Raw genomic sequence first — 20235 nt, 5'->3', positions numbered from 1 at the left:
CATGGGAATCTCTGTCTCGATCCTTTCTCTACCCCCTCAAAACAGTTTGTATCCGCGACGATTTCGGTGTGATCGAGTGATGGAGCGGCTGTCGCCGCGAATCGGGCCGGCCCTCACGCCGATCGTCCGATCTCCACGGCGAGCCGGTCTGCGATCCGCCCGGCGACGACGTCTTTCGAGCCGACAGCCTCCACCGGGTCGCTCCCCTCGTCGCCGACGATGAGGACGCGGGTCTCGTCGTCGCCCATCACGCTCGCGTCGTTGGCGACGACGAACGCGAGGCCGACCCGGTCGCGGATCCGCTCCGCCTCCGCAATCATCGCCGCGTCGTCGCCGGAGGTCTCGGCTTTGAACCCGACGATCGGGAGGTCCGGATACGCCTCCCGCACCGAGTCGATCAGCTTCGGTGTCGGCTCTAGATCGACCGACAGCGGCGATCCGGATCGGATCTTCTCGTCGACTGCGTCGGCGGTGAAATCGGAGATGGCCGCCGCGGAGATCAGCGCGTCCGCGGTGGCCGCGGTCTGACGACACGCCTTCATCATCTCCGACGCGGTCTCGACCGCGACCACGTCGGCGTACGGGACCTCGGGACCGTCCTGTACCAGCGTCACGGTCGCGCCCCGGACGTACAGCGCTCGGGCGACCGCTCGACCCGTCTTCCCCGACGCCCGGTTCGTCAAGATCCGGATCGGGTCGATCCGTTCCTTCGTCGCTCCCGCGGTGACGACGACGTGAGTCCCCGAGAGCGACTGCGGCGTGGCCGCACGGGCGACCTGGGTCACGATATCGTCCTCGGCGGCGATCTTCGCCTTTCCCTCCTCGATCCGAGGGTCCGCGAACCGCACACCCCACGCCTCCAGCGTGTCAAGCGCCTCCAACACGCCCGGATGGTCGTACATCGGCTCGTGCATCGCCGGCGCCATCACGACCGGCATGCCCGCGCCGAGCGCGGTCGTCGCGCAGGTGGTGACCGGGGTGTCGTCGACCGCGGCAGCGATCTTCCCCGCCGTGTTCGCGGTCGCGGGGGCGAGGAGGAGGACGTCGGCCCACTCGTCCCGGCCGCACAGTTCGACGTGTTCCACGTCGCCGGTGATCTCGGTGACGACGGGCTCGTCGGTTGCGAAGTCGACCGCCCACGGGTGGACGATGTTCGTCGCCGCGGGGGACATGACGGCGCGCACGCTCGCGCCGTGGCGGCGTAGCTCGTGAGCGAGTTCGACGACCTTCACCGCCGCGATGCTCCCCGAGACGCCGAGCGCGACGTTGACCCCCTGTAGCATTATCATGAGGGTTCCGGCCGTGGCGGCTTATAAGGTGTCGTTGCGGAACGGCTTCGGGACTGCAGAGCCGCGTCGATCACTCCGCGATTTCGACAGTGATCTCGTCGCGGTCGACGGCGAGCTTGAACGTCGGCACGGTCCGGTAGACGACCTCCACGACGTTCTTGCGTTCGAGGCTCCGGAGCGCGCGCCGCACCTCGTCGACGTCGGGGTCGAGGTCGAACGCCTCGCGGACGGCGTTGAGTACGGCCACGACCGACTGCGACCGCTCGTCGGGACCCGCCACGACCTCGAACACCCGCGCCTCCAGTTCGGGGACGCGGATCGTCTCCGGCGCGGCGCCCTTCGCGACCGCGTCGGCCTCGATCCCGGGCTCGACGTCGACGAGGTCGTTCGCCTCGGCGGTCGACCGGATCAGGCTGTCGTCGTCGCGGTAGTAGTACTCCTTGAGGTGGTTCTCGAGGTACTGGTGAACCTCGCTGCCGCTTTCGAGCTTCCACGCGTCTTGCAGCTCGCCGTTCTTCGTCGGCTGGAGGCGGACGATGTCGGCGAGTCGGCTCCGCTCCTCGTCGGTCAGACTCATCTGTCCTCGACCGCGCTCGCCGCGCGAATCACCGTCTCCTCGTCGAACTTCGGCCCGACGAGCTGGAGCCCGACCGGGAGGCCGTCGGCCTCGCCCGCGGGCACCGATATCGCGGGGAGATTCGCGAGGTTCACCGGCGTCGTGTTCGCGTCGGCGAGGTACATCCGAAGCGGGTCGTCGAGGCTCTCGCCGAGCTCGAAGGGAAGCACCGGCATGGTCGGCGACGCGATCACGTCCACGTCCGCGAACGCGTCCTCGAAGTCCTGTCGGACCCACGCTCGGGCGTCCTGCGCCTTCTTGTAGTACTTGTCGTGGTAGCCCGCCGAGAGCGCGTACGTGCCCAGCAGGATCCGGCGTTTGACCTCCGCGCCGAACCCCTCGTCGCGCGTCTCCGCGAACGACTCGTTCCAGTTGCCGTCCGACTCGGCGCGGTTCCCGTACCGGACGCCGTCGAAGCGGGCGAGGTTCGAAGAGGCTTCGGCCATCGCGATGACGTAGTACGCCTGTACCGCGTGTTCGACCGAGGGCAGGGAGATTTCGGTCGTCTCCGCGCCCTGCGCCTCGAGGTCCGCGATTGCGGCCTCGACCGTCTCGACCACGCGCTCGTCGGCGCCGTCGAACAGCTCGGTGGGGACTCCGACCGTCAGCCCGTCGACGTCGCCGTCGGCGGCCGCGGCGTAGCTCGCGTCGGGGTCGGCGCCGTCGACCTCGCTCAAGTCGCGGGTCGTCCCGTCGTGCGGGTCCGGCCCCGCCATGACGTCGAGCGCGGCGGCCGCCTCCTCGACGGTGCCGGCGATCGGCCCGATCTGCTCTAAGGAGTTCGCGTACGCGACGAGCCCGTACCGCGAGACGAGCCCGTAGGTCGGCTTGATCCCGACGACGCCGCAGAACGCGGCCGGACACCGCACCGAGCCGCCCGTGTCCGAGCCGAGCGCCACGTCGGCCTTGCCCGCGGCGACCGCCGCCGCCGAGCCGCCCGAGGAGCCGCCGGGGACGCGCTCCGGGTCGGCCGGGTTCTTCGTCGGGCCGAACGCGGAGGTCTCGGTGGTCGTTCCCATCCCGAACTCGTCCATGTTCGTCTTGCCGACCACCGTCGCGCCCGCCTCCGTGAGCCGGTCGACGACCGTCGCGGAGTACGGCGGGACGTAGTCGGCGAGCATCTCGGAGCCGCAGGTCGTCCGGATCCCGTCGGTGGAGATGTTGTCTTTGACCGCGACGGTCGCGTCCGCCAGCGGGCCCTCGGCGTCCGCGTCGCCCTCGATCGTCTCCTCCGTGATGAAGAGGTTGTAGTCGGCCGCCATCACGACACCTTCGGCCCCACGAAAAAGCCGTCTTCGGTCTCTTCGGCGTTCGACAGCGCCTCATCCTGTGAGAGCCCTTCCTCGACCTCGTCGGGGCGCATCACGTTGACGAGCGCTTCTTCTCGGTCCGTCTCGGGGACCTCGTCGAGCGCCTCGAAGTAGTCGAGGATGTCGCCGAACTGGTCGGCGAACGCCTCGACCTCGTCGTCGTCGAGCCGCACGCGGGCCAGATCCGCGACGTGTCGGACCTCCTCGGCGTCGACGGCGGTCGCGGCGTCGTCGCCCTCATCGGGCGCCTCCCCCGCGTCATCCGTCGACTCGGACGTATCGCTCATACGCTGCAGTGTTTCGCTCCGGGAGTAAGGGTTTCGGAACGTCGCATCCCCGGCGAGCGCCGCGGCCGCATCGGTCACGACCGCTCGCGTCTCCGTCATGAACCCGGAGAGGTTCGCGGTTTGGAACCAGCGCGAAAACGGGCTACGCTGGCGGGCCCATGCTCACTCTCTCGCCGACTCGTCGGCTCGGACTGTCACCACCGGTGGATCGGCCGTCCGCACCACTTTCTCCGTAACGCTCCCGAGCAGGTACCGATCGACGCCGGTTCGTCCGTGTGTCCCCATCACCACGAGGTCGATGTCGTTCTCGTCGGCGTATTCGAGTATTTCCACATGCGGGTTGCCCGATTCGACGACCGTCACTGCTTCGACGTCTCCGAGAGCCCCGCTCGCCTCCTCGACGACCGCTTCGCCCCGATCCCGCAGCGCCGACTGTCGCTCGTCGCCGTCGGCGGGCTCCCCGACCGTGCCGCCCTCGGCGCCGCTCGACGGGTCGCTGCTCAGGGCGAAGCCGTCGTCAGCTGGGAATCCACCGCTCATGCCGATCGCGACGTGGCGCGTGTCGATGACGGACAACACGTGAACGGTCGCGTCGAACGCCGACGCGAGTTCCCTCACGTGTGCCGCCGCCGCCTTCGATCCGTCACTCCCGTCCGTCGGATACAGAATGTTGTCGTACATCGTACCACCGAGTTGAAACTTTGAGTGCTGGCGTTAAAAACCCAGCGCAGATTGCCGGTATCAGCCGGTCCGATCGACCGCCGGACGGTCGGCCGCGTTCACAGTAGGTCGTTCGAGACGAGCCGGTCGACCGCCTCGCGGAGGCGCTCCTCGCTCGCGGCGTACGAGATACGGGCGTATCCCGGCGCGTTGAACGCGCTGCCGGGGACGCAGGCGACGGAGGCATCTTCGATGGCGGCCTCGCACCACGCCTGATCGTCCTCGTCGACGGGGATCATCATGTAGAAGGCGCCGTCGCCCACGTCGACGTCGACGCCGTGCTCGTCGAACAGGTCGACGAGGAGGTCGCGGCGGTCGCGGAACGCGTCGCGCATCTCCGTGACGGACTCGTCGGCGTTTTCGAGGGCCTCGACGCCCGCTCGCTGGACGAAATTCGTCGCGCAGGAGACGGAGTGCGAGTGGAGCTTGCCGGCCTGTCCGACGAAGTCGTCTTTGGCGTGGAGGTAGCCGAGCCGCCAGCCCGTCATCGAGAACGCCTTCGAGAAGCCGTTGATCGTGATCGTCCGGTCGGCCATCCCGTCGAGGCTCGCGAGCGAGACGTGTTCCGCGTCGTAGGTGATGCGCTCGTAGATCTCGTCGGAGATCACGGCGATGTCGTGTTCGACCGCGAGGTCGCGGACGCCCTCTAAGGCGGCCTCCGAGAAGACCGCTCCCGTGGGGTTGGACGGCGAGTTGACGACGAGCAGCTCGGTGTCGTCAGAGACTGTCTCCGCGAGGGCGTCCAGGGCGGGCTCCAACTGGAACCCGTGCGGGGCCAGATCGACCCGCGAGAGGTCGGCGCCGGCAAGCTTCGCCATCGCCTCGTAGGAGACCCACGCGGGGTCGAGCAGGACGACCTCGTCGCCGTCGTCGAGCAGCGTCTGGAACGTCTCGTACAGCGCCTGCTTGCCGCCGGGGGTGACGATCACCTCATCCGCCTCGGCGTCGATCCCGGTGCCGCGAAGCTTCGCCGCGATCGCCTCTTTGAGCTCCGGGATTCCGTTCGAAGAGGTGTACCCGGTGTGGCCGGCGTCGAGGGCGTCCTTCCCCGCTTCGACGACGTTCTCCGGGGTGTCGAAGTCCGGTTCGCCGACCGAGAGGTCGACGATGTCGGCGCCCTCGGCCTCCTTCTCGGCTGCGAGGTTCGATATCGCCAGCGTGGCGCTGGGCTCTACGCGTCCGATCCGCTCTGAAAAGTCGTATGCGTCGCTCATTGTGGTGTGGTGTGGTCGTCTCGGTTTCGTCAGTCGAGTTCTTCCGCGAGGTCGACCGCGGCTTCCGCCGCGTCCGCGCCCTTGTCGATGCGCTCGCGCGCTTCCGCGCCGGACATTCCTGGTCCGCTCACGCCGAACGTGACCGGGGTGTCGCGGTCGAGGCTCACTTGGGTGAGCTTGTCCGCGGTCGCGTTCGCGATCACGTGGTCGTGGTCGGTGTCGCCGGTGACGATGGCGCCGACGACCGCGACGGCGTCGACGTCGTCTCGGCGCGCGAGCCGGTCGGCGGCCAGCGGGCTGTCGTACGCCCCCGGTACGCTCACTTCGTCGACGATGACGGCGTCGCGGTCGGCGGCCGCCTCGCGGGCGGCCTCGGTCATCGGCTCCGTGACGGAGCCGTTGAACCGCGCCACCACCAGTCCCAGCGAGACCATACAGACGGTCGAACCGGGGACGGCAAAGGTCTACCGTTCGACCGTAGGGTTGCCGGGCGAACATGATCGAGAGCGGTGGGGATCGGGTGGTGAGTGCTTATAAACAACCGACGTGATCGCGATCACAGCTAGGCGGTGGCGCGTGCCTCCGAGCGCCCATCGGGCGCGAGGAATCCGCGCGAGGGAGTCGGTCGCCCGGAGCAACGCGGAGGGCGATCGACGAGGCTGGGGAGGTGTGAGGCCGCGGTTGCGGCGCGGTCGGGTGGGGCTTTGGAGGCGTTCACCGTCGATCCGGCAGCAACCATTTATAACCAAGATCGAGCGCCCGGAGACCTCACAGAACCGTACACTCCCTACTTCGCGACGTTCGCTTCGAACTTCTCGCGGACCTTCTCCATCTTCGGCTTCGCGTGGAAGGTGCAGTAGGCGTCGTTCGGGTTCTTCGCGAAGTAGTCCTGGTGGTGCTCCTCGGCGCGGTAGAACGTCTCCAGCGGCTCGATCTCGGTCACCACGTCGTCGTCGTACTCCTCGTCGAGCGCGTCGACGTACGCCTTGGCGACCTCCGCCTGCTCGTCGTCGTGGGTCAAGACGATCGAGCGGTACTGGCTCCCCACGTCCGGCCCCTGTCGGTTGAGCTGCGTCGGATCGTGGACCTCGAAGAAGGCTTCCAGTAGTTTGTCGTAGGCGATCACGTCCGGATCGAACTCCACTTGAACGACCTCGGCGTGGCCGGTGTTGCCGGAGCAGACTTCTCGGTAGCTGGGGTCGTCGTCGTGGCCCCCGGCGTAGCCGGACGTGACCGACTCAACGCCGGCGAGCTGTTCGAGCGCCGCCTCGGTACACCAGAAGCACCCGCCGCCGACCGTCGCGGTTTCGAGCTGATTGGGCATACTCGTTCTAAGGGCTCGGAGACGTATTAATCACGCGCGCATAGGTGTGGGTGACAGTTGATTCAGCGAGTCCCTATTTATAAGTCGATGACGACGGATCGACGGTGAACACCTCCAAAGCCCCAGCCGACGAGGCGGGCGCACGCTCGTTGCGCGCTTCAGTCGCTCGCGCTGCTCGCTCCTTCCAGTGCTTACGTCGCCTGCGCCCGCCTCGCCGGCTGCCCCTTTGAGTCCCACCCCGCAACCGCAGCCTCACACCTCCGCAGCCTCACACCTCCCCAACCTCGCGGCTCCCTTCGGTCGCCGCGTCCCTCGCACCGTCGGCTCGCGGCCCTTTGGGCCGCTCACCGGGGCGCGCCACCGCATCGGCCGTTTATAAATAGTCCAATCAGACTCAGTTTTTAAGCCACCAAGTCCCCACCCAGCCCCATGGACGAACTCGCGGACCTGACCGAGAGGCTGGTCGCGATCCCCTCGCACGAGGACGAGACCGCCGCCGGCAACGCCATCGAGGAGTGGCTCCGCGCGGAGACCGACGCGCAGGTCGAGCGCGACGAGGTCGGCAACGTGATGGCTTATAAGGGCCAGACGAACGACTACGACGCCGATACCCTCGCGCTCGTCGGCCACCACGACGTGGTCCCGCCGGCAGACCGACAGACGACCGGCGAGGGGAACGCGGGCGAGTACGTCGTCGAGCGCCGCGACGGGCGGATCCACGGCCGCGGCGCGGCAGACATGAAGGGCGCGGTGGCGGCCTGCATGCTCGCGTTCCGCGACGCCGAGCCGCCGGCGGGCCGCGAGCTGGTGGTCGCCTCGTTCGTCGGCGAGGAGGTCGGCGGGACCGGCGCGCGCCACGCGATCGACGCGGGGTTCGCCCCCGACCGCGCGGTCGTCGCCGAGGGATCGACGGACTACTCGAAGCCCGGCGTCACCGACGTGGCCGTCGCGCACAAGGGCCGGCGCGCCTCGACGCTCGTTGCGAGTGGGACCGCAGCGCACGCCTCCGAACCCGAGGCCGGGGAGAACGCGGTCTACCGCGCGAGCGACGCGATCGACGAGGTCCGCGAGCTGGACGCCCCGGAGGCGACCGTCTTCGGCGAGCCCGTCACGGGGTCGCTCGCGGTCACGATGGTTCACGGCGGCGAGACGTGGAACGTGATACCGGAGCGCTGCGAGGTGACTATCGACGAGCGCACGGTTCCCGGCGACCGCGCCGACATCGGTCGCGCCGCCGAGGCGGTCGACGGCGTCGCGTGGGAGGTCGATCAGGACCTCCCGCCGATGGCCTGCGGCGACGACGCCTTCGCCGACGCCGCGCTCGCGGCGGCCCGCGAGGTCCACGGCGAACTGGGGCTCGACGCGCCCGAACACGTCGTCAAGCCGCACGCGACCGACGCCGGCTGGCTCGCCGAGGCCGGCACCGAGCCCGTCGTCTGCGGGGCCTCCGAGCCCGGCGAGGCACACACCGAGACCGAGAGCGTCGGGATCGACGTACTGGAGCGATGTTACCGGATCTACAGGGACCTCGCCGAACGGCGGTTCTGACCCCGTCGAGGCACCGTCCACCATGGGGGAGTCGATCCCTCGGAGCGACGCGGTATGGAAGGGGTTTTATGCGCCCCGTGGAAAGTATGCGGCACTATGGGAAACAAATCGAAGGCTCAAAAGAAGCGTCTGGCGAAGGCGGAGCGCCAGAACACCCGCGTCCCCGCGTGGGTCATGATGAAGACCGACATGAACGTCACGCGAAACCCCAAGCGACGCAATTGGCGTCGGAACGACCTGGACGAATAAATGTCGACGAGTGATTTCGAGGAGCGTGTCGTCACCGTCCCGCTCCGCGACGCAAACGACAAGCCGGTCCAGGAACGCGCCGACTTCGCGATGAAGATCGTCCGCGGACACCTCGCGCAGCACTTCTCCGTCGACGAGGCGGACGTCGTCCTCGACACCTCGGTCAACGAGGCCGTCTGGGCGAACGGGCGCCAGAACCCGCCGAGCAAGGTCCGCGTCCGCGCGGCCCGGTTCGTCGAAGACGACGAGCCCGTCGTCGAAGCCGAGTACGCCGAGTAACGTGTTACGGGCGACTTTCACCGGCTCGTCGTACGTGGGCGTGTTCGCCCGCGCGATCGATGACCTCCTGCTGGTTCGGCCGGACGTCGACGAGGAGCTCGCCGACGCGCTCGGCGAGGAGCTGGGCGCCGATCCCCTCCTCACGACGGTCGGCGGCGCCAACACCGTCGGCTCCCTCGCGACGGGCAACGAGAACGGGGTCCTCGTCTCTTCGCGGGCCACCGAGCGCGAGCAGTCGCGGATCGCCGAGGCCGCCGACCGCGAGGTAGGCGAGCTCCCCGGCGAGATCAACGCGGCCGGGAACGTCGTCCTCGCAAACGACTACGGCGCCTACGTCCACCCGGACCTCCCGCGCGAGTCGATAGTGACGATCAAAGAGACCCTCGACGTCCCCGTGGTCCGCGGCGACCTCGGCGACGTGCGAACGGTCGGCACCGCCGCGGTCGCCAACAACACGGGCCTGCTCTGTCACCCCAAATCGACCGAGTCCGAACTGCAGGCCGTCGAGGAGGCGCTCGACGTGCGCGCCGACCTCGGGACGATCAACTACGGCGCGCCGCTCGTCGGCTCCGGGCTCGTCGCCACCGACGAGGGGTACGTCGTCGGCGAGGACACCACCGGTCCGGAACTCGGACGCATCGAGGAGACGCTCGGCTTCATCGACTGAGGCCGAAGCGCGCCCGGTCGAAACGCGCTCCGTCCGACGACCGATCGGCTCGGTCTCCGTCTGCGGATTCTTCCCCCCTTTTAAGACTCGACGCCGAGTTGCGGACGGTATGTCCGCAATCGAGTGTCGGTCCCTGACGAAGTACTACGGCGACGTCCGCGGGATCGAGGACGTGTCGTTTACCGTCGAAGACGGCGAGGTGTTCGGCTTCCTCGGGCCGAACGGCGCCGGGAAGACGACCGCGATCCGCACCCTCCTCGGCTTCCTGTCGCCGACGAGCGGCGGAGCCGCCATGCTCGGTCACGACGTGACCGACCCGGGCGAATCCCGGGCCGCCCGCGAGCGGATCGGCTACCTCCCGGGTGATCCCGGTCTGGACGCCGATCGGACAGCAGCCGCGTTCCTCGACCATCAGGCCGCGCTCCGAGGCTCCGGCAGCCGCGAGGCGCTCGTCTCTCGGTTCGGGCTGGACGAGTCGCGCCGGATCGGCGACCTCTCGCGGGGGAACCGCCAGAAGGTCGCGCTCGTCGCCGCGTTCATGCACGACCCGGATCTCCTCTTACTCGACGAGCCGACCTCCGGGCTCGACCCGCTCCTTCAGGAGGAGTTCGCCGCGCTGGTGCGCGAGCGCGTCGCCGACGGCGCGAGCGTGCTCCTCTCCTCGCACGTCCTCGGCGAGGTGGCCGCGCTCTGTGACCGTATCGGCGTGCTCCGGGAAGGCCGTCTCGCCGCGGTCGAGACCGTCGAGGACCTCCGGTCGCGGGGCGGCAAGCAGGTCCGCGTCCGCGTGGCCGAAGACGTCGTCCGCGGGGACTTCGAGATACGCGGCGCGATGAACCTCCGCGTCGGCGACACCGTCTCGTTCACGTGGACCGGTGAGTACGACGCGCTGATCGACCTGCTCGACGGGTTCACGGTCCACGACTTGGAGGTCGTCGACGCCCCGCTCGAAGAGGCGTTCATGACGTTCTACGACGGCGACGTGCCGGGGCCCGGCCGTCGAGAGACACCCCGTGACGCCCAGGCGTCGGCACCCGCAAGCGGCAATGAGACCGATGGAGGCGACCGATGAGCAGTCGACCCGCGCCCTGGCTGGCGATCGCCCGCTACGAGGCCGGGGGGAGAGCTCGCGGATCGCTCGTCCTGACCGGGCTGCTGTCGGGCTTTCTCCTGCTGTTTTTAGCCTTCTTCCCGTCGATGTCGAGCGCCGATATCGACCTCGACGCCTACGCCGAGTCGCTTCCCCCGGCGTTTCAGGAGGCGTTCGGGGTCGTCTCCCTCTCCACGATCGAGGGCTTCCTCGCGGTGGAGTTCTACCAGTTCGCGTGGCTGCTCATGGTCGGCCTCTACCTCGCGTACCTCAGTGGGGGCACGATCGCCGGCGACGTGGCCTCCGGTCGGATGGACCTCACGCTGTCCGCGCCCGTGGCCCGCCGCGACGTGGTGTTCGGGCGGTTCCTCGGGCTCGTGCCGCTCGTACTCCTGTTGAACGTCGCCGTACCGATCGTCGCGTATGTCGGGGTGGTCGCGGTCGGCGAGACGATCGCGGCCGAGCGGCTCGTCGCCGTCCACGCGCTCGCGGTGCCGTACCACCTCTGTTGCGTCGCGCTCGGGATCGCCGTCTCGACGCTCGTCTCGCGGGCGGGGATCGCCCAGCGGGTCGCACTCGGCGGCCTGTTCGCGCTGTTTATGTTCGAGTCGCTCGCCGCCAGCAGCGAGTACGACCGGCTCGGAGCGATCAGTCCGACCGCGCACTACGATCCCTCCGCAGTCCTCGTGAACGCCGAGTACGACGTCGGCGGGGCGGTCGTCCTGCTCGCGGCGACCGCGACGCTCATGCTCGTCGCGGTCCTCCAGTTCCGGCGGGCCGATCTCGCCGGGTGACCGCACATCCAGGAGAGACGGATCCCGGCACTCGGTGGTGACGATTTCCGGGGCGAATGGTCCTCTCTTCGGCGTTTCGCTGTCTTTGGTCGAGAGCGATCGCCTCTCCCTTTTTAGGAAGATACTTCCCTGTCCCTGCCGGATCGTTGAACATGAGTACCTACACGGTGAGTGGACGGTTCCAGAGTCGAGACGGCTTCCAGCCGTTCACCAAGGACGTCGAGGCGGAGAACGAAGACCTCGCCCGCGAGCGCATCTACACCACGGTCGGGAGCCAGCACAGCCGGAAGCGCGCCCAGATCGAGATCGAGGAGGTGTCCGCGGCATGATGGGCGGCGGACAACAGCAGCTCCAGCAGCTCTCCCAGGAACTGCAGGCGCTCGACGAGGAGATCGAGGCCCTCGAAGCAGAGATCGCCGACTACCGCGATGAGCAGTCCGGCATCGACGACGCGATCGAAGCGATCGAGACCATCGATACGGGCTCGACGGTGCAGGTCCCGCTCGGCGGCGGCGCCTACGTGCGCGCCGAGGTTCAGGACATCGACGAGATCATCGTCTCGCTCGGCGGCAACTACTCCGCAGAGCAGAACGAGGGCGACGCCATCGACGTGCTCGGTCGCAAGCGCGACGCGCTCGACGACCGCATCGAGGAGACGGAAGAAGAGGTCGACGAGCTCGAAGACGAAAGCCAGGAGCTCGAACAGCAGGCCCAGCAGATGCAACAGCAGATGCAGCAACAGCAGATGCAGCAGATGCAGCAGAGCCAGGGCGACGAGGAGTAACGACCGACCGTGTTCGACGGACTGAAAGACAAGCTCTCCGGGTTTCGGGAGGACGTTGAGGAGAACGCCGAAGTCGAGGAACCCGCAGAGCAGGACGACTCAGAGGCGGCCGAGACCGCTGCCGCCGAGTCGCAGACGCCCGACCAGACTGCGGAGAGCGACGCCGATGCCGTCGAAACGGTCGACGCCGATGACGCGGACGGCGACGCCGTCGACGCCGCGGATGACTCCACCGACGCCGACGCCGACGACACCGAGCCGAGCACCTTCCAGCGCGCGAAGGCGTTCGCGACCGGTCGGATCATCATCGAGGAGGAAGACTTAGAGCAGCCGCTGTGGGACCTCGAGATGGCGCTCCTCGAAAGCGACGTGGAGATGAGCGTTGCGGAGCGCATCCTCGAGACCGTCCGCGAGAAGATGCTCGGCGAATCTCGCAAGCAGGTCGAGACGACGGGTGAACTCGTCGAGTCGGCGCTTCACGACGCCCTCCTCGACGTGATCGCCGTCGGCCAGTTCGACTTCGAAGAGCGGATCGCGGCGGCCGACAAGCCTGTCACCATCGTCTTTACCGGCGTCAACGGCGTCGGGAAGACGACGAGCATCGCGAAGCTCTCCGAGTGGCTCGCCGACCGCGGCTACTCGTCGGTGCTGGCGAACGGCGACACGTACCGGGCGGGAGCGAACGAGCAGATCCAAGAGCACGCCGACCGACTCGGGCGAGAGCTCATCTCCCACGATCAGGGCGGCGACCCGGCCGCCGTGATCTACGACGGCGTCGAGTACGCCGCGGCGAACGATGTCGACGTCGTCCTCGGCGACACCGCGGGTCGGCTCCACACGAGCGACGACCTGATGGCCCAACTGGAGAAGATCGACCGCGTCGTCGAGCCGGACATGACGTTATTCGTCGACGAGGCGGTCGCGGGTCAAGACGCGGTGAACCGCGCGAAGGAGTTCAACGCCGCCGCCGAGATCGACGGCGCCGTCCTCACGAAGGCCGACGCCGACTCTTCCGGCGGGGCCGCTATTTCCGTCGCGTACGTCACCGGGAAGCCGATTCTGTTCCTCGGTACCGGGCAGGGGTACGACGACTTGACCCTGTTCGATCCCGAGGCGCTCGTCGACAGTTTGCTCGGCGGGGAGTGATGCCGGGACCGCCCCGTCGGCGGCCGGTCACTGACTGTTCGTAACTATCCTTCTCCGACCATCCGGTCTTCCTCGTCCCACTCGCGCTCGCGCAGCTCGTACTTTTGGATCTTCCCGGTCGCCGTCGTCGGGAGCTCGGCCACGAACTCCACCTCGCCAGGCGTCTTGTAGTCGGCGACGCGCTCTCGGACGAACGCCTTGAGCTCCTCCGGTGTCGCACCCGCGTCGTCCGGGTCGCCGCTCTCTGGGACCACGAACGCCTTCGGCGTCTCTCCCCACCGTTCATCCGGCGCTGGGATGACGGCGACGTCGGAGACGACCTCGTGTTCGAAGAGGGTGTCCTCTAACTCGATCGACGAGATGTTCTCTCCGCCGGAGATGATGATGTCCTTTTTCCGGTCTTGGATCGAGACGAAGCCGTCCTCGTTGACGACGGCCAGATCGCCCATGTGGTAGTACCCCTCCAATCGGTCCGAGAATGCTTCTTCGGTGGCCTCGGGCTTGTTCCAGTACCGGTCCATCACCTGATTGCCTCGGACGACGATCTCGCCGATCGTCTCGCCGTCGGCCGCCACGTCCTCGCCGTTCTCGTCGACGACGCGCACCTCGGTGCCGAGGAAGCCGATCCCCTGCATCTTCTTGACCCCGAACCGGTCGTCGGAGCCGGACTCGTAGTGGCGCTTCGCGTCCGAGGTCGTCACGAGCGGTCCCGTCTCGGTCGCGCCGTACACGTGTTTAAGATCCCAGCCGAACTCCTCCTCGACGGTGCGAATCGTCGCCTCCGGCGGCGCCGCGCCCGCGGTGGCGGCCCGCACGTCGTTGTCACCGGTCGTCGCGCCGCCGTGTTCGGCGTAGTGGTCGCCGAGCATGTTGAGCACGGTCGGCGCCGCACAGAAGTACGACACGTTCTCGGTGCGGATCCGATCGAACACCTCGGCGACGTCGACGCCGCGGGTACAGATGTGCCGGGCGCCCATCCCCGTGATCGCGTAGATGTGCCCCCAGCCGTTGACGTGGAACATCGGCAGCGTCCAGAGGTACACGTCGTCGTCGGTGATCTCTTGATGAATCGTGATCAGGTAGGCGTGGAGCGTCTCGGCGCGGTGGGTGCGGCAGACCCCCTTCGGGTCGCCCGTCGTCCCCGACGTGTAGTTGATCGTGATCACGTCGTCCTCGTCCATCTCCGGGCGCTCGTAGGCGTCGGGATCCGCGTCGTCGAGCGCCGTGTCGAACGACTCCCACTCGCCGTCGACCGCGTCGGTGTCGTTCGTGAGGAACGTCTCGGTCGGAACCTCGTCGCGAACCGCTTCGATGTTCGCGGCGTACTCGGCGTCGGCGTAGACGGCGTCGACGCCGGCGTCGGAGAGCATGTACGCGAAGTCGTTCGGCGTGAGCCGGTAGTTCAGCGGCGTGTGGATCGCGCCGACCTGCATGGTGCCGTAGGCGGCCTCGAGGTGGTAGTGAGTGTTCGGGTCCAACACCGCGACGCGGTCGCCCTTCTCGATCCCGCGCTCCTGAAGCGCGGCGGAGAATCGATCGGCACGCTCGCCCAGCTCGGCGTAGGTGTACCGTGTCCCGTCCGTGGCGAGGACGGCCTCCTCGTCGGCGTAGTGGCGCCGTGCCCGGTCCAAGAAGTCCGTCGTCAGTAGCGGTTTTTGCATCGTTTATCACTATCTATGATGCATCAAAGCGTTTGCGGCCGACGCAAGGCGGACGCCGTGATCGGCCTGACCGTCCCCGCCCGGATTTTTAATCCTTCCCCAGAGAGTGTCCCTATGAGCGACGGATCCGACCGAGCGCCGTTCACCGACGGCTACGTGGTCCCGATCGCCGGGCTGATGGCGCTGCTTTTCGCCCTGATGGCGGGACTGACCGCCGGCCGCGCGCTCTCCGGCGATCCCGCGGACGCCGTGTTACCGGTCGGGTTCGCGATCGGCGCACTCGCCGCGCTCCGGATCCGGCAGCGGTACGCGGGGGCAAGCGATGGTCCGGACGATGATATCTCCGACGACGAGACCGCCTGACGGTCGGTCGCAATCACCCCGATCGATATATAAACGGTTCGTGGACGAATCGCACACCGGCGACGGGATCAGAACCCTTAACAGTCGCACGCGATTTTGGTACGATAGCGGGATGGGATAGCCAGGAGATTCCGCCGGGCTCATAACCCGGAGATCGGTAGTTCAAATCTACCTCCCGCTACTGTTCACTTGTCGACGTACCTCTCTCGACGCTTTCGAGTATCACAGAGCGGTGCGTCGAGCATCACTACCCGATAGCCCTCGTGCGGTCAGAACTCACCGTCGCACGTGCCCTCGTGTTCGATCCACGCCTCGACGGATGCGTTCCCGTCGTAGGTGACGCAGAAGAGTGCCTCTTGGGTAGTGAAGGCGTCCACGTTGACCCCCTCGGCGTCGATCCGGAGGTTGTCCTCGGTGATGTCGATCTCGAGTTCGCCGTTTTCGTTGAGGTAGGCGTAGGGGTTGTCGCCGGGCTGGAGCGCGATGTCGTCGGTGATGGGGTCGGTTGGCTGATCGACGATCGCAGCACCCGTAGAAATGAGCAGTAACGTCGCCACTAGCATGCCGTGAGCGATGAGCGTTGTTGCCGATCCGCGGAGATCTATCTACCGTTGGATTACTGGAAATACAATATAAGGGCCTTGTTTAGACGCTCCCGATTACGTGGGTTAGCGTCTATGTTGACTGAACAGGACCAGTCTATGAGAGCCTCTCTGTTCGATTTCGTTTTCGGATAGCGCCGTTTCGCCTGATCCACACCGCGTCTAAACAAGGCTCAATATAAGAAACGCTCTTGTGTAGCACATTGTTGATTTCAGAGTGTGGCTTTGATGGCGTGTTTAAACGCTTCTCGTCCGGGTTTGCGGTAGAGTTTTCGCCTGAGCTAGAACGCGCGGAAATACTGTGTGAGGCGATCTTTTGAGATGCCTCGATGCGGCGAGAGCCACCGTCGCGCCAGCGACGCGTGGCTCTCGCATGTGTTCACGTGGATTGCGTCATCCGCGTATTCACCATCTCCGTGAACGACGTATTCACGGTCGAATCTCTCGTCTTTCTCAAGTGGATCGTACGCACAAAATCCGTCGGTATAGACGGTGAGAGGCTCCTGCTGACGGTCAGCCAGCAGGAGCCGAATCGTCGACTCGTCTGCGGATTTCGCTGGTACGAGGTACCGTTGCTCGGTGCCACGATCTACGAGGACGAAAATGGGTGGTTTGTCCTGTTCATACGTCCCGCGCCCACGTCTAGAGAGGCCGCGAGAGCGCGATCAGCGGTCGCGCTCGCGGCCTTTCAAGCCGGCAGAGACGTAGAACTCATCAATTTCGACTGGTCCGACGAGATTGAGTGACGGCGCGTCGAGCGCTTTACTGAAGCGCTCGACGCGCCTGTGGATCGTTTTGTAGGTGACATCGATTTCGCACTGTAACTGCCTGAGACTCGTGTTAAACCGGAGAAACGCGTAGATCGAAAACAGCCACTTGCGGAGCGCGATCTTCGAATGAGCAAAGATCGTGCCGGTTTTATCGTTGAACGTGCGGCCGCAATCCTTACAGAGATACCGCTGAAACTGCCCACAGCTGCCGTTTCTGACCGTCAGGTCAGAACGGCAGCGGGGACAAGTCACACCGTCACGCCAGCGAACCTGTTGGAGCAGGTCCGCTGCGACCGATTCCGACCCAAACACATTAGCGGAATCATTCGTGTCGGGCACCGCTGCCGCGGTGCCCTTGTCCTCTTCGACTCGACAGTGACAGCTCAGCAGTATCAACAATCTCCTACAGAAGAGCGTATAAGAAATCGTAAGACGTTCGAGCGGATACCGAGTACGTCGACGGCGCCAACGTGTGCGCGCTCACTGGCGCGCTGGCCAACGAAGTTATTGTGGACGACCGACCGAGGCGAGCGCGACCACGGATCGTGTGTTCGATAATTAGACATACACTGAGGGCCGGAGTGTAGGGTTGGATCCCATCGGTTCGACTGTCGCTGTCGACCGTATTCTCTTTTAATTACGACGGCCCGCTCAGCGGCCGATTCGTCGCACTGCGGTTTCCCATGGTTATGACGGTCATTGGGGTGCTTGCCAGACAAGGAACTGCATGTTGTAATCGTAACAATCGAACAGCAGCCGTGTGATCAGCAGGCGAACGCTTACTGAATAAAGAGCGTCCCAATGTGATTAGTTGTTAAGCCTCTACCGGCTACAAAATATCTAATCTAGCAATATGCCGAGAAATAATTGGGGTATATTTTATATCGTCAGAATACAGATCATTTGTATGAATATTGAGCAGTATTAATATATAAAAGAATACCAGAATCAGCGTGTGTTACTATTACGGTTGGTTGAGGTTTTCACTTGCTTTGATAGTCACTGTACCGCTGTCCCACGATCCAACAGTATTCTCTCCGGTTGTATCAACGTAAATTCCCACGGGTATCGAGTCACCGGAGCCGACCTGGGGCCTTGCAGAGCCAACCCAGTAATCACTAGCGTTTGCGTGCTGGTCGTCGTCTTCTCTTCCCGCCCCTTCTGCAGTTCCGGGATATCCTTCGATCGCGTATAGATCACCGGTATTGTAACCACTGTCAGGCAGGAAGCTGCCATCGACGTAGAACACGATGTTTTCCGACTGACTGAGGTCATCATCGTCAACCATGAAATCAATCGGTTGGGTCCCTTGGTTGGTCACTCGGAAGACTTGGTCGAACCAGGTTTCACTGTCCGGATTGAGACCGGTTCCTCCCGTGGACGAGGTACTATTGAAATGAATCTTTAGTTCATTGTCCCCGCCAATACTCGCATGTTCGTTATTCTCAAGACTGCTGGGTGCGTCTAATCCTAGGAAAGCGTTGTTGTCAGCCGCAATTGAGAAATTAGCATCCCGGTTGCCTTGGAAGTTAGAAAACGCACCAGTACCTATTGTAGCTGCCCCGCCGGCAGCGAGCGATCCCATTCCGACCAAGAACTTGCGTCGTTGCATTAGATTTCAACCTCGTTGTCACGCGCTCGTTCGCGGGCGTCGACGACTTCCGGCGCCGATCCGTCGTCGCCGTCCGCGGCGCGTACTCCATCCAAGAGGCGACACCCCCTTTGGAATATACTCCCAGTGAAACCGGGAGAGAGTGCCTGTAAATTCGGAATAGGCTCTATGCCGAATGAGCAAGGATCCTTTGTCGAACCGCTTGAGTCACTTCACCTGGGCTTAACGCTCGTGTGCCGAACGCGAGCGATAGTGATTGATACATTAGATTTTTTCACATGTAGTTAATCGGGTGAAAGAGCAGTTTGACGCCGGTAATCCCGATACCGTTCGAAAAACGAATCAGATCGAGTATCTATCTCTCGACCGGCGGTAGAGGGCCTTTGTTAACGGTTCCACTACTCATACTAAAGTGACGCTCAGTTGACTCTCCTGTCAGAATGCGCGTGGAGGAGACGCCGTATGGCTGAGGCACAGACGAAGACAAGTAACACAGCCGACAGCGACGCCGAGATACCGTCGAAACGGAACTCAGACCTTACCAGAGACGACGTCTTGGAAGTGCTCAGCAACCAGCGTCGTCGCTACGCGATTCACTACCTCAAGCGACGGGACGGAGAGCCCGTTGCGGTCTCAGAGCTCACGGATTCGGTCGCGAGCTGGGAGAACGAAAAGGAGATCGACGCGCTGAATCACCGGGAACGGAAACGGGTGCGGAACGCCCTCCGACAGTTTCACCTGCCGAAGATGGACGAGTACGGGTTCGTCGAGTACAACTCCCAGCGCGGCATCATCGAACTCACGGAGGCGGCGTCCGACGCCAACTTCTACGTCGACTCGCTCACCGGCCGTGACATCCCGTGGGGGGTCTATTACCTCGGGCTCTCCGGGGTGAGCGTTGCCTGTCTGCTCGGAATCTGGATCGGCGCGTATCCGTTCTCGCTGCTGTCGCCGCTCTTCTTCGGCGTCTTCCTCGTGACAGCGCTGTCGGTGTCGTCTGCGGGGCACCTCTACGACAACTACTGCCGGATGCGACTCGGCGCGAGAGACAGGCCGGCGGAGGTCGAAGAGAAATGATTCGGCGACGACACGTCTTCGTACTCGTCGCGCTCCTCACCGCGACGGCACTCGTCACGACTAGCACCGCGTTCAATGCCACGGCGGCCGATCGCGACATCAACGTCGAGGTCGCCGAGGACCCGAGCGCGTACGTGGGGTTCGAACAGACGTACAGCAATAGCGAAAACGCGACCGCGAACGTGAGTGTGACGGTAACTAACCGCTTCCCGACGACGACGGAACTCACGAAAGTCGAGATCGCGGTCAACGGCACGTCAGTCGATCTCGCTCCGCTCGCTCCCGGCGAGCGCACGACGCACACGTTCCAGTCCGTCTCCTGTGGAGACCCGATCGGAATCGAGGCGTCCGGAGACGGCGTCGGCGTGCGTCTCGAACGAACGGTCGACTGCACGTGATCGGCAGTCCCCCACGGTTCGCGGTCCTCGTCGTCGCAGGTGATTCGTTCTCGAAGTCGTGTTTGTCGCAGGTCTCTTCGGTCACCTCGATGTCGTCGCGGCGCGGCAGCGAGTACTTACAGTCAAGAAACTAGACGACTGGCTCTGATGCGGTATTCGAGTAATCTCGAGCTTTTAATCCGGTCTTAAGGCCGTATCGCGCTGTATATCTAATTGTACGACCTGCTAACGTGTTATCGGATACGGTGGCACGATGACCGACTCGAACGACCGCTTCCGAATCTCTCGCGTTCCGGCTGAGATTCTCCGATCGCTTCCGGGGTGCCTCCCAGGCATGGCGCCGAACACTCCGAAGCGGAACGTGCTCGCCGTTCTCGTGTACGCATTCGCGTTTCTTCTCCTCGTAGAAATACTCTCGATGGGTCTCTGAGTGCG

24 protein-coding genes, 1 tRNA gene and 1 pseudogene are annotated in these 20235 nt (G+C 65.0%); 14 read left to right on the top strand and 12 right to left on the bottom strand.

Going from position 1 to position 20235, the window contains the following annotated elements:
- Nucleotides 1-113 precede the first annotated feature (113 nt).
- The 8 genes from coaBC to msrA all read right to left on the bottom strand — a co-directional run bounded on the left by coaBC (nt 114) and on the right by msrA (nt 6760).
- Complete coding sequence (gene coaBC, locus ACNS88_RS03265) at nt 114-1283, bottom strand: bifunctional phosphopantothenoylcysteine decarboxylase/phosphopantothenate--cysteine ligase CoaBC (RefSeq protein WP_435093863.1); 1170 nt, start codon at nt 1281-1283, stop codon at nt 114-116.
- A 76-nt stretch (nt 1284-1359) separates the two neighbouring features.
- Nucleotides 1360-1866 (bottom strand): DUF5797 family protein, encoded by a 507-nt coding sequence (locus tag ACNS88_RS03260; protein ID WP_435093861.1) that lies wholly within the window; start codon nt 1864-1866, stop codon nt 1360-1362.
- Entirely contained in the window at nt 1863-3167 is a 1305-nt protein-coding gene (gene gatA, locus ACNS88_RS03255; protein ID WP_435093859.1) for an Asp-tRNA(Asn)/Glu-tRNA(Gln) amidotransferase subunit GatA, read from the bottom strand. Before gatA ends, ACNS88_RS03260 begins: the two co-directional genes overlap by 4 nt.
- Nucleotides 3167-3502, bottom strand: coding sequence for an Asp-tRNA(Asn)/Glu-tRNA(Gln) amidotransferase subunit GatC (gene gatC, locus ACNS88_RS03250; RefSeq protein ID WP_435093857.1), 336 nt, complete (start codon nt 3500-3502; stop codon nt 3167-3169). Before gatC ends, gatA begins: the two co-directional genes overlap by 1 nt.
- A 162-nt stretch (nt 3503-3664) precedes the next feature.
- The gene (locus tag ACNS88_RS03245) at nt 3665-4183 is read right to left on the bottom strand and encodes a universal stress protein (protein WP_435093855.1); all 519 of its coding nucleotides are present in this window, start codon (nt 4181-4183) and stop codon (nt 3665-3667) included.
- A gap of 98 nt (nt 4184-4281) precedes the next feature.
- Nucleotides 4282-5436: a pyridoxal phosphate-dependent aminotransferase gene (locus ACNS88_RS03240; RefSeq protein WP_435093853.1), complete on the bottom strand. Its 1155-nt coding sequence runs from the start codon at nt 5434-5436 to the stop codon at nt 4282-4284.
- A gap of 29 nt (nt 5437-5465) precedes the next feature.
- Nucleotides 5466-5870, bottom strand: a complete 405-nt coding sequence (gene ribH / locus ACNS88_RS03235; RefSeq protein ID WP_435093851.1) for a 6,7-dimethyl-8-ribityllumazine synthase — start codon at nt 5868-5870, stop codon at nt 5466-5468.
- A 353-nt stretch (nt 5871-6223) separates the two neighbouring features.
- Complete coding sequence (gene msrA / locus ACNS88_RS03230; protein ID WP_435093849.1) at nt 6224-6760, bottom strand: peptide-methionine (S)-S-oxide reductase MsrA; 537 nt, start codon at nt 6758-6760, stop codon at nt 6224-6226.
- Between the two features lie 429 nt (nt 6761-7189).
- Here msrA and ACNS88_RS03225 point away from each other — a divergent pair, with 429 nt between their 5' ends.
- The 9 genes from ACNS88_RS03225 (at nt 7190) to ftsY (ending at nt 13317) form a co-directional block, all read left to right on the top strand.
- A complete protein-coding gene (locus ACNS88_RS03225; protein ID WP_435093847.1) occupies nt 7190-8308 on the top strand; it encodes a M20 family metallopeptidase in 1119 nt (372 codons plus the stop codon).
- Nucleotides 8309-8404: 96 nt separating this feature from the next.
- Entirely contained in the window at nt 8405-8557 is a 153-nt protein-coding gene (locus tag ACNS88_RS03220; RefSeq protein ID WP_094523818.1) for a 50S ribosomal protein L39e, read from the top strand.
- On the top strand, nt 8558-8836 hold the full coding sequence (locus ACNS88_RS03215; protein WP_435093845.1) for a 50S ribosomal protein L31e: 279 nt from the start codon (nt 8558-8560) through the stop codon (nt 8834-8836).
- Between the two features lies 1 nt (nt 8837).
- A complete protein-coding gene (locus tag ACNS88_RS03210) occupies nt 8838-9503 on the top strand; it encodes a translation initiation factor IF-6 (RefSeq protein WP_435093843.1) in 666 nt (221 codons plus the stop codon).
- 109 nt (nt 9504-9612) lie between these two features.
- Nucleotides 9613-10575, top strand: a complete 963-nt coding sequence (locus tag ACNS88_RS03205) for an ABC transporter ATP-binding protein (RefSeq protein ID WP_435093841.1) — start codon at nt 9613-9615, stop codon at nt 10573-10575.
- Entirely contained in the window at nt 10572-11387 is an 816-nt protein-coding gene (locus ACNS88_RS03200) for an ABC transporter permease subunit (RefSeq protein WP_435093839.1), read from the top strand. Before ACNS88_RS03205 ends, ACNS88_RS03200 begins: the two co-directional genes overlap by 4 nt.
- 152 nt (nt 11388-11539) lie before the next feature.
- On the top strand, nt 11540-11716 hold the full coding sequence (gene rpl18a / locus ACNS88_RS03195; RefSeq protein ID WP_123621413.1) for a 50S ribosomal protein L18Ae: 177 nt from the start codon (nt 11540-11542) through the stop codon (nt 11714-11716).
- Nucleotides 11716-12171, top strand: coding sequence for a prefoldin subunit alpha (gene pfdA / locus ACNS88_RS03190; RefSeq protein WP_435094438.1), 456 nt, complete (start codon nt 11716-11718; stop codon nt 12169-12171). Before rpl18a ends, pfdA begins: the two co-directional genes overlap by 1 nt.
- Nucleotides 12172-12180: 9 nt before the next feature.
- Nucleotides 12181-13317: a signal recognition particle-docking protein FtsY gene (gene ftsY / locus ACNS88_RS03185; protein WP_435093837.1), complete on the top strand. Its 1137-nt coding sequence runs from the start codon at nt 12181-12183 to the stop codon at nt 13315-13317.
- Between the two features lie 44 nt (nt 13318-13361).
- On the opposite strand, the gene ACNS88_RS03180 is transcribed toward ftsY, so the two are convergent.
- A complete protein-coding gene (locus tag ACNS88_RS03180; protein ID WP_435093835.1) occupies nt 13362-14978 on the bottom strand; it encodes a long-chain-fatty-acid--CoA ligase in 1617 nt (538 codons plus the stop codon).
- A 114-nt stretch (nt 14979-15092) separates the two neighbouring features.
- Here ACNS88_RS03180 and ACNS88_RS03175 point away from each other — a divergent pair, with 114 nt between their 5' ends.
- Entirely contained in the window at nt 15093-15341 is a 249-nt protein-coding gene (locus ACNS88_RS03175) for a hypothetical protein (RefSeq protein WP_435093833.1), read from the top strand.
- A gap of 106 nt (nt 15342-15447) precedes the next feature.
- Nucleotides 15448-15522 (top strand) — tRNA-Met (locus ACNS88_RS03170).
- 88 nt (nt 15523-15610) lie between these two features.
- On the opposite strand, the gene ACNS88_RS03165 is transcribed toward ACNS88_RS03170, so the two are convergent.
- From ACNS88_RS03165 to ACNS88_RS03155, 3 genes and pseudogenes are all read right to left on the bottom strand, one after another.
- Nucleotides 15611-15898, bottom strand: a complete 288-nt coding sequence (locus tag ACNS88_RS03165) for a hypothetical protein (RefSeq protein ID WP_435093831.1) — start codon at nt 15896-15898, stop codon at nt 15611-15613.
- 257 nt (nt 15899-16155) lie between these two features.
- A pseudogene (locus tag ACNS88_RS03160) lies at nt 16156-17039 on the bottom strand (IS1595 family transposase).
- A 638-nt stretch (nt 17040-17677) separates the two neighbouring features.
- Nucleotides 17678-18325, bottom strand: a complete 648-nt coding sequence (locus ACNS88_RS03155; RefSeq protein WP_435093829.1) for a DUF1102 domain-containing protein — start codon at nt 18323-18325, stop codon at nt 17678-17680.
- 462 nt (nt 18326-18787) lie between these two features.
- On the opposite strand from ACNS88_RS03155, the gene ACNS88_RS03150 reads away from it, so the two are divergent.
- The 3 genes from ACNS88_RS03150 to ACNS88_RS03140 all read left to right on the top strand — a co-directional run bounded on the left by ACNS88_RS03150 (nt 18788) and on the right by ACNS88_RS03140 (nt 20230).
- On the top strand, nt 18788-19402 hold the full coding sequence (locus ACNS88_RS03150; protein ID WP_435093828.1) for a DUF7344 domain-containing protein: 615 nt from the start codon (nt 18788-18790) through the stop codon (nt 19400-19402).
- Nucleotides 19399-19800, top strand: a complete 402-nt coding sequence (locus tag ACNS88_RS03145; RefSeq protein WP_435093826.1) for a hypothetical protein — start codon at nt 19399-19401, stop codon at nt 19798-19800. The genes ACNS88_RS03150 and ACNS88_RS03145 overlap by 4 nt, the downstream gene beginning before the upstream one ends.
- A gap of 253 nt (nt 19801-20053) precedes the next feature.
- Nucleotides 20054-20230 carry a hypothetical protein gene (locus ACNS88_RS03140; RefSeq protein ID WP_435093824.1) on the top strand — a complete coding sequence of 59 codons (177 nt, stop codon included), beginning with the start codon at nt 20054-20056 and terminating at the stop codon, nt 20228-20230.
- Nucleotides 20231-20235 lie beyond the last annotated feature (5 nt).

Source organism: Halorubrum shenae, assembly GCF_051194165.1.
GTDB lineage: Archaea > Halobacteriota > Halobacteria > Halobacteriales > Haloferacaceae > Halorubrum.
The sequence above is the reverse complement of the archived record's forward strand: the minus strand, read 5'-3'. Positions and strand labels throughout refer to the sequence as shown.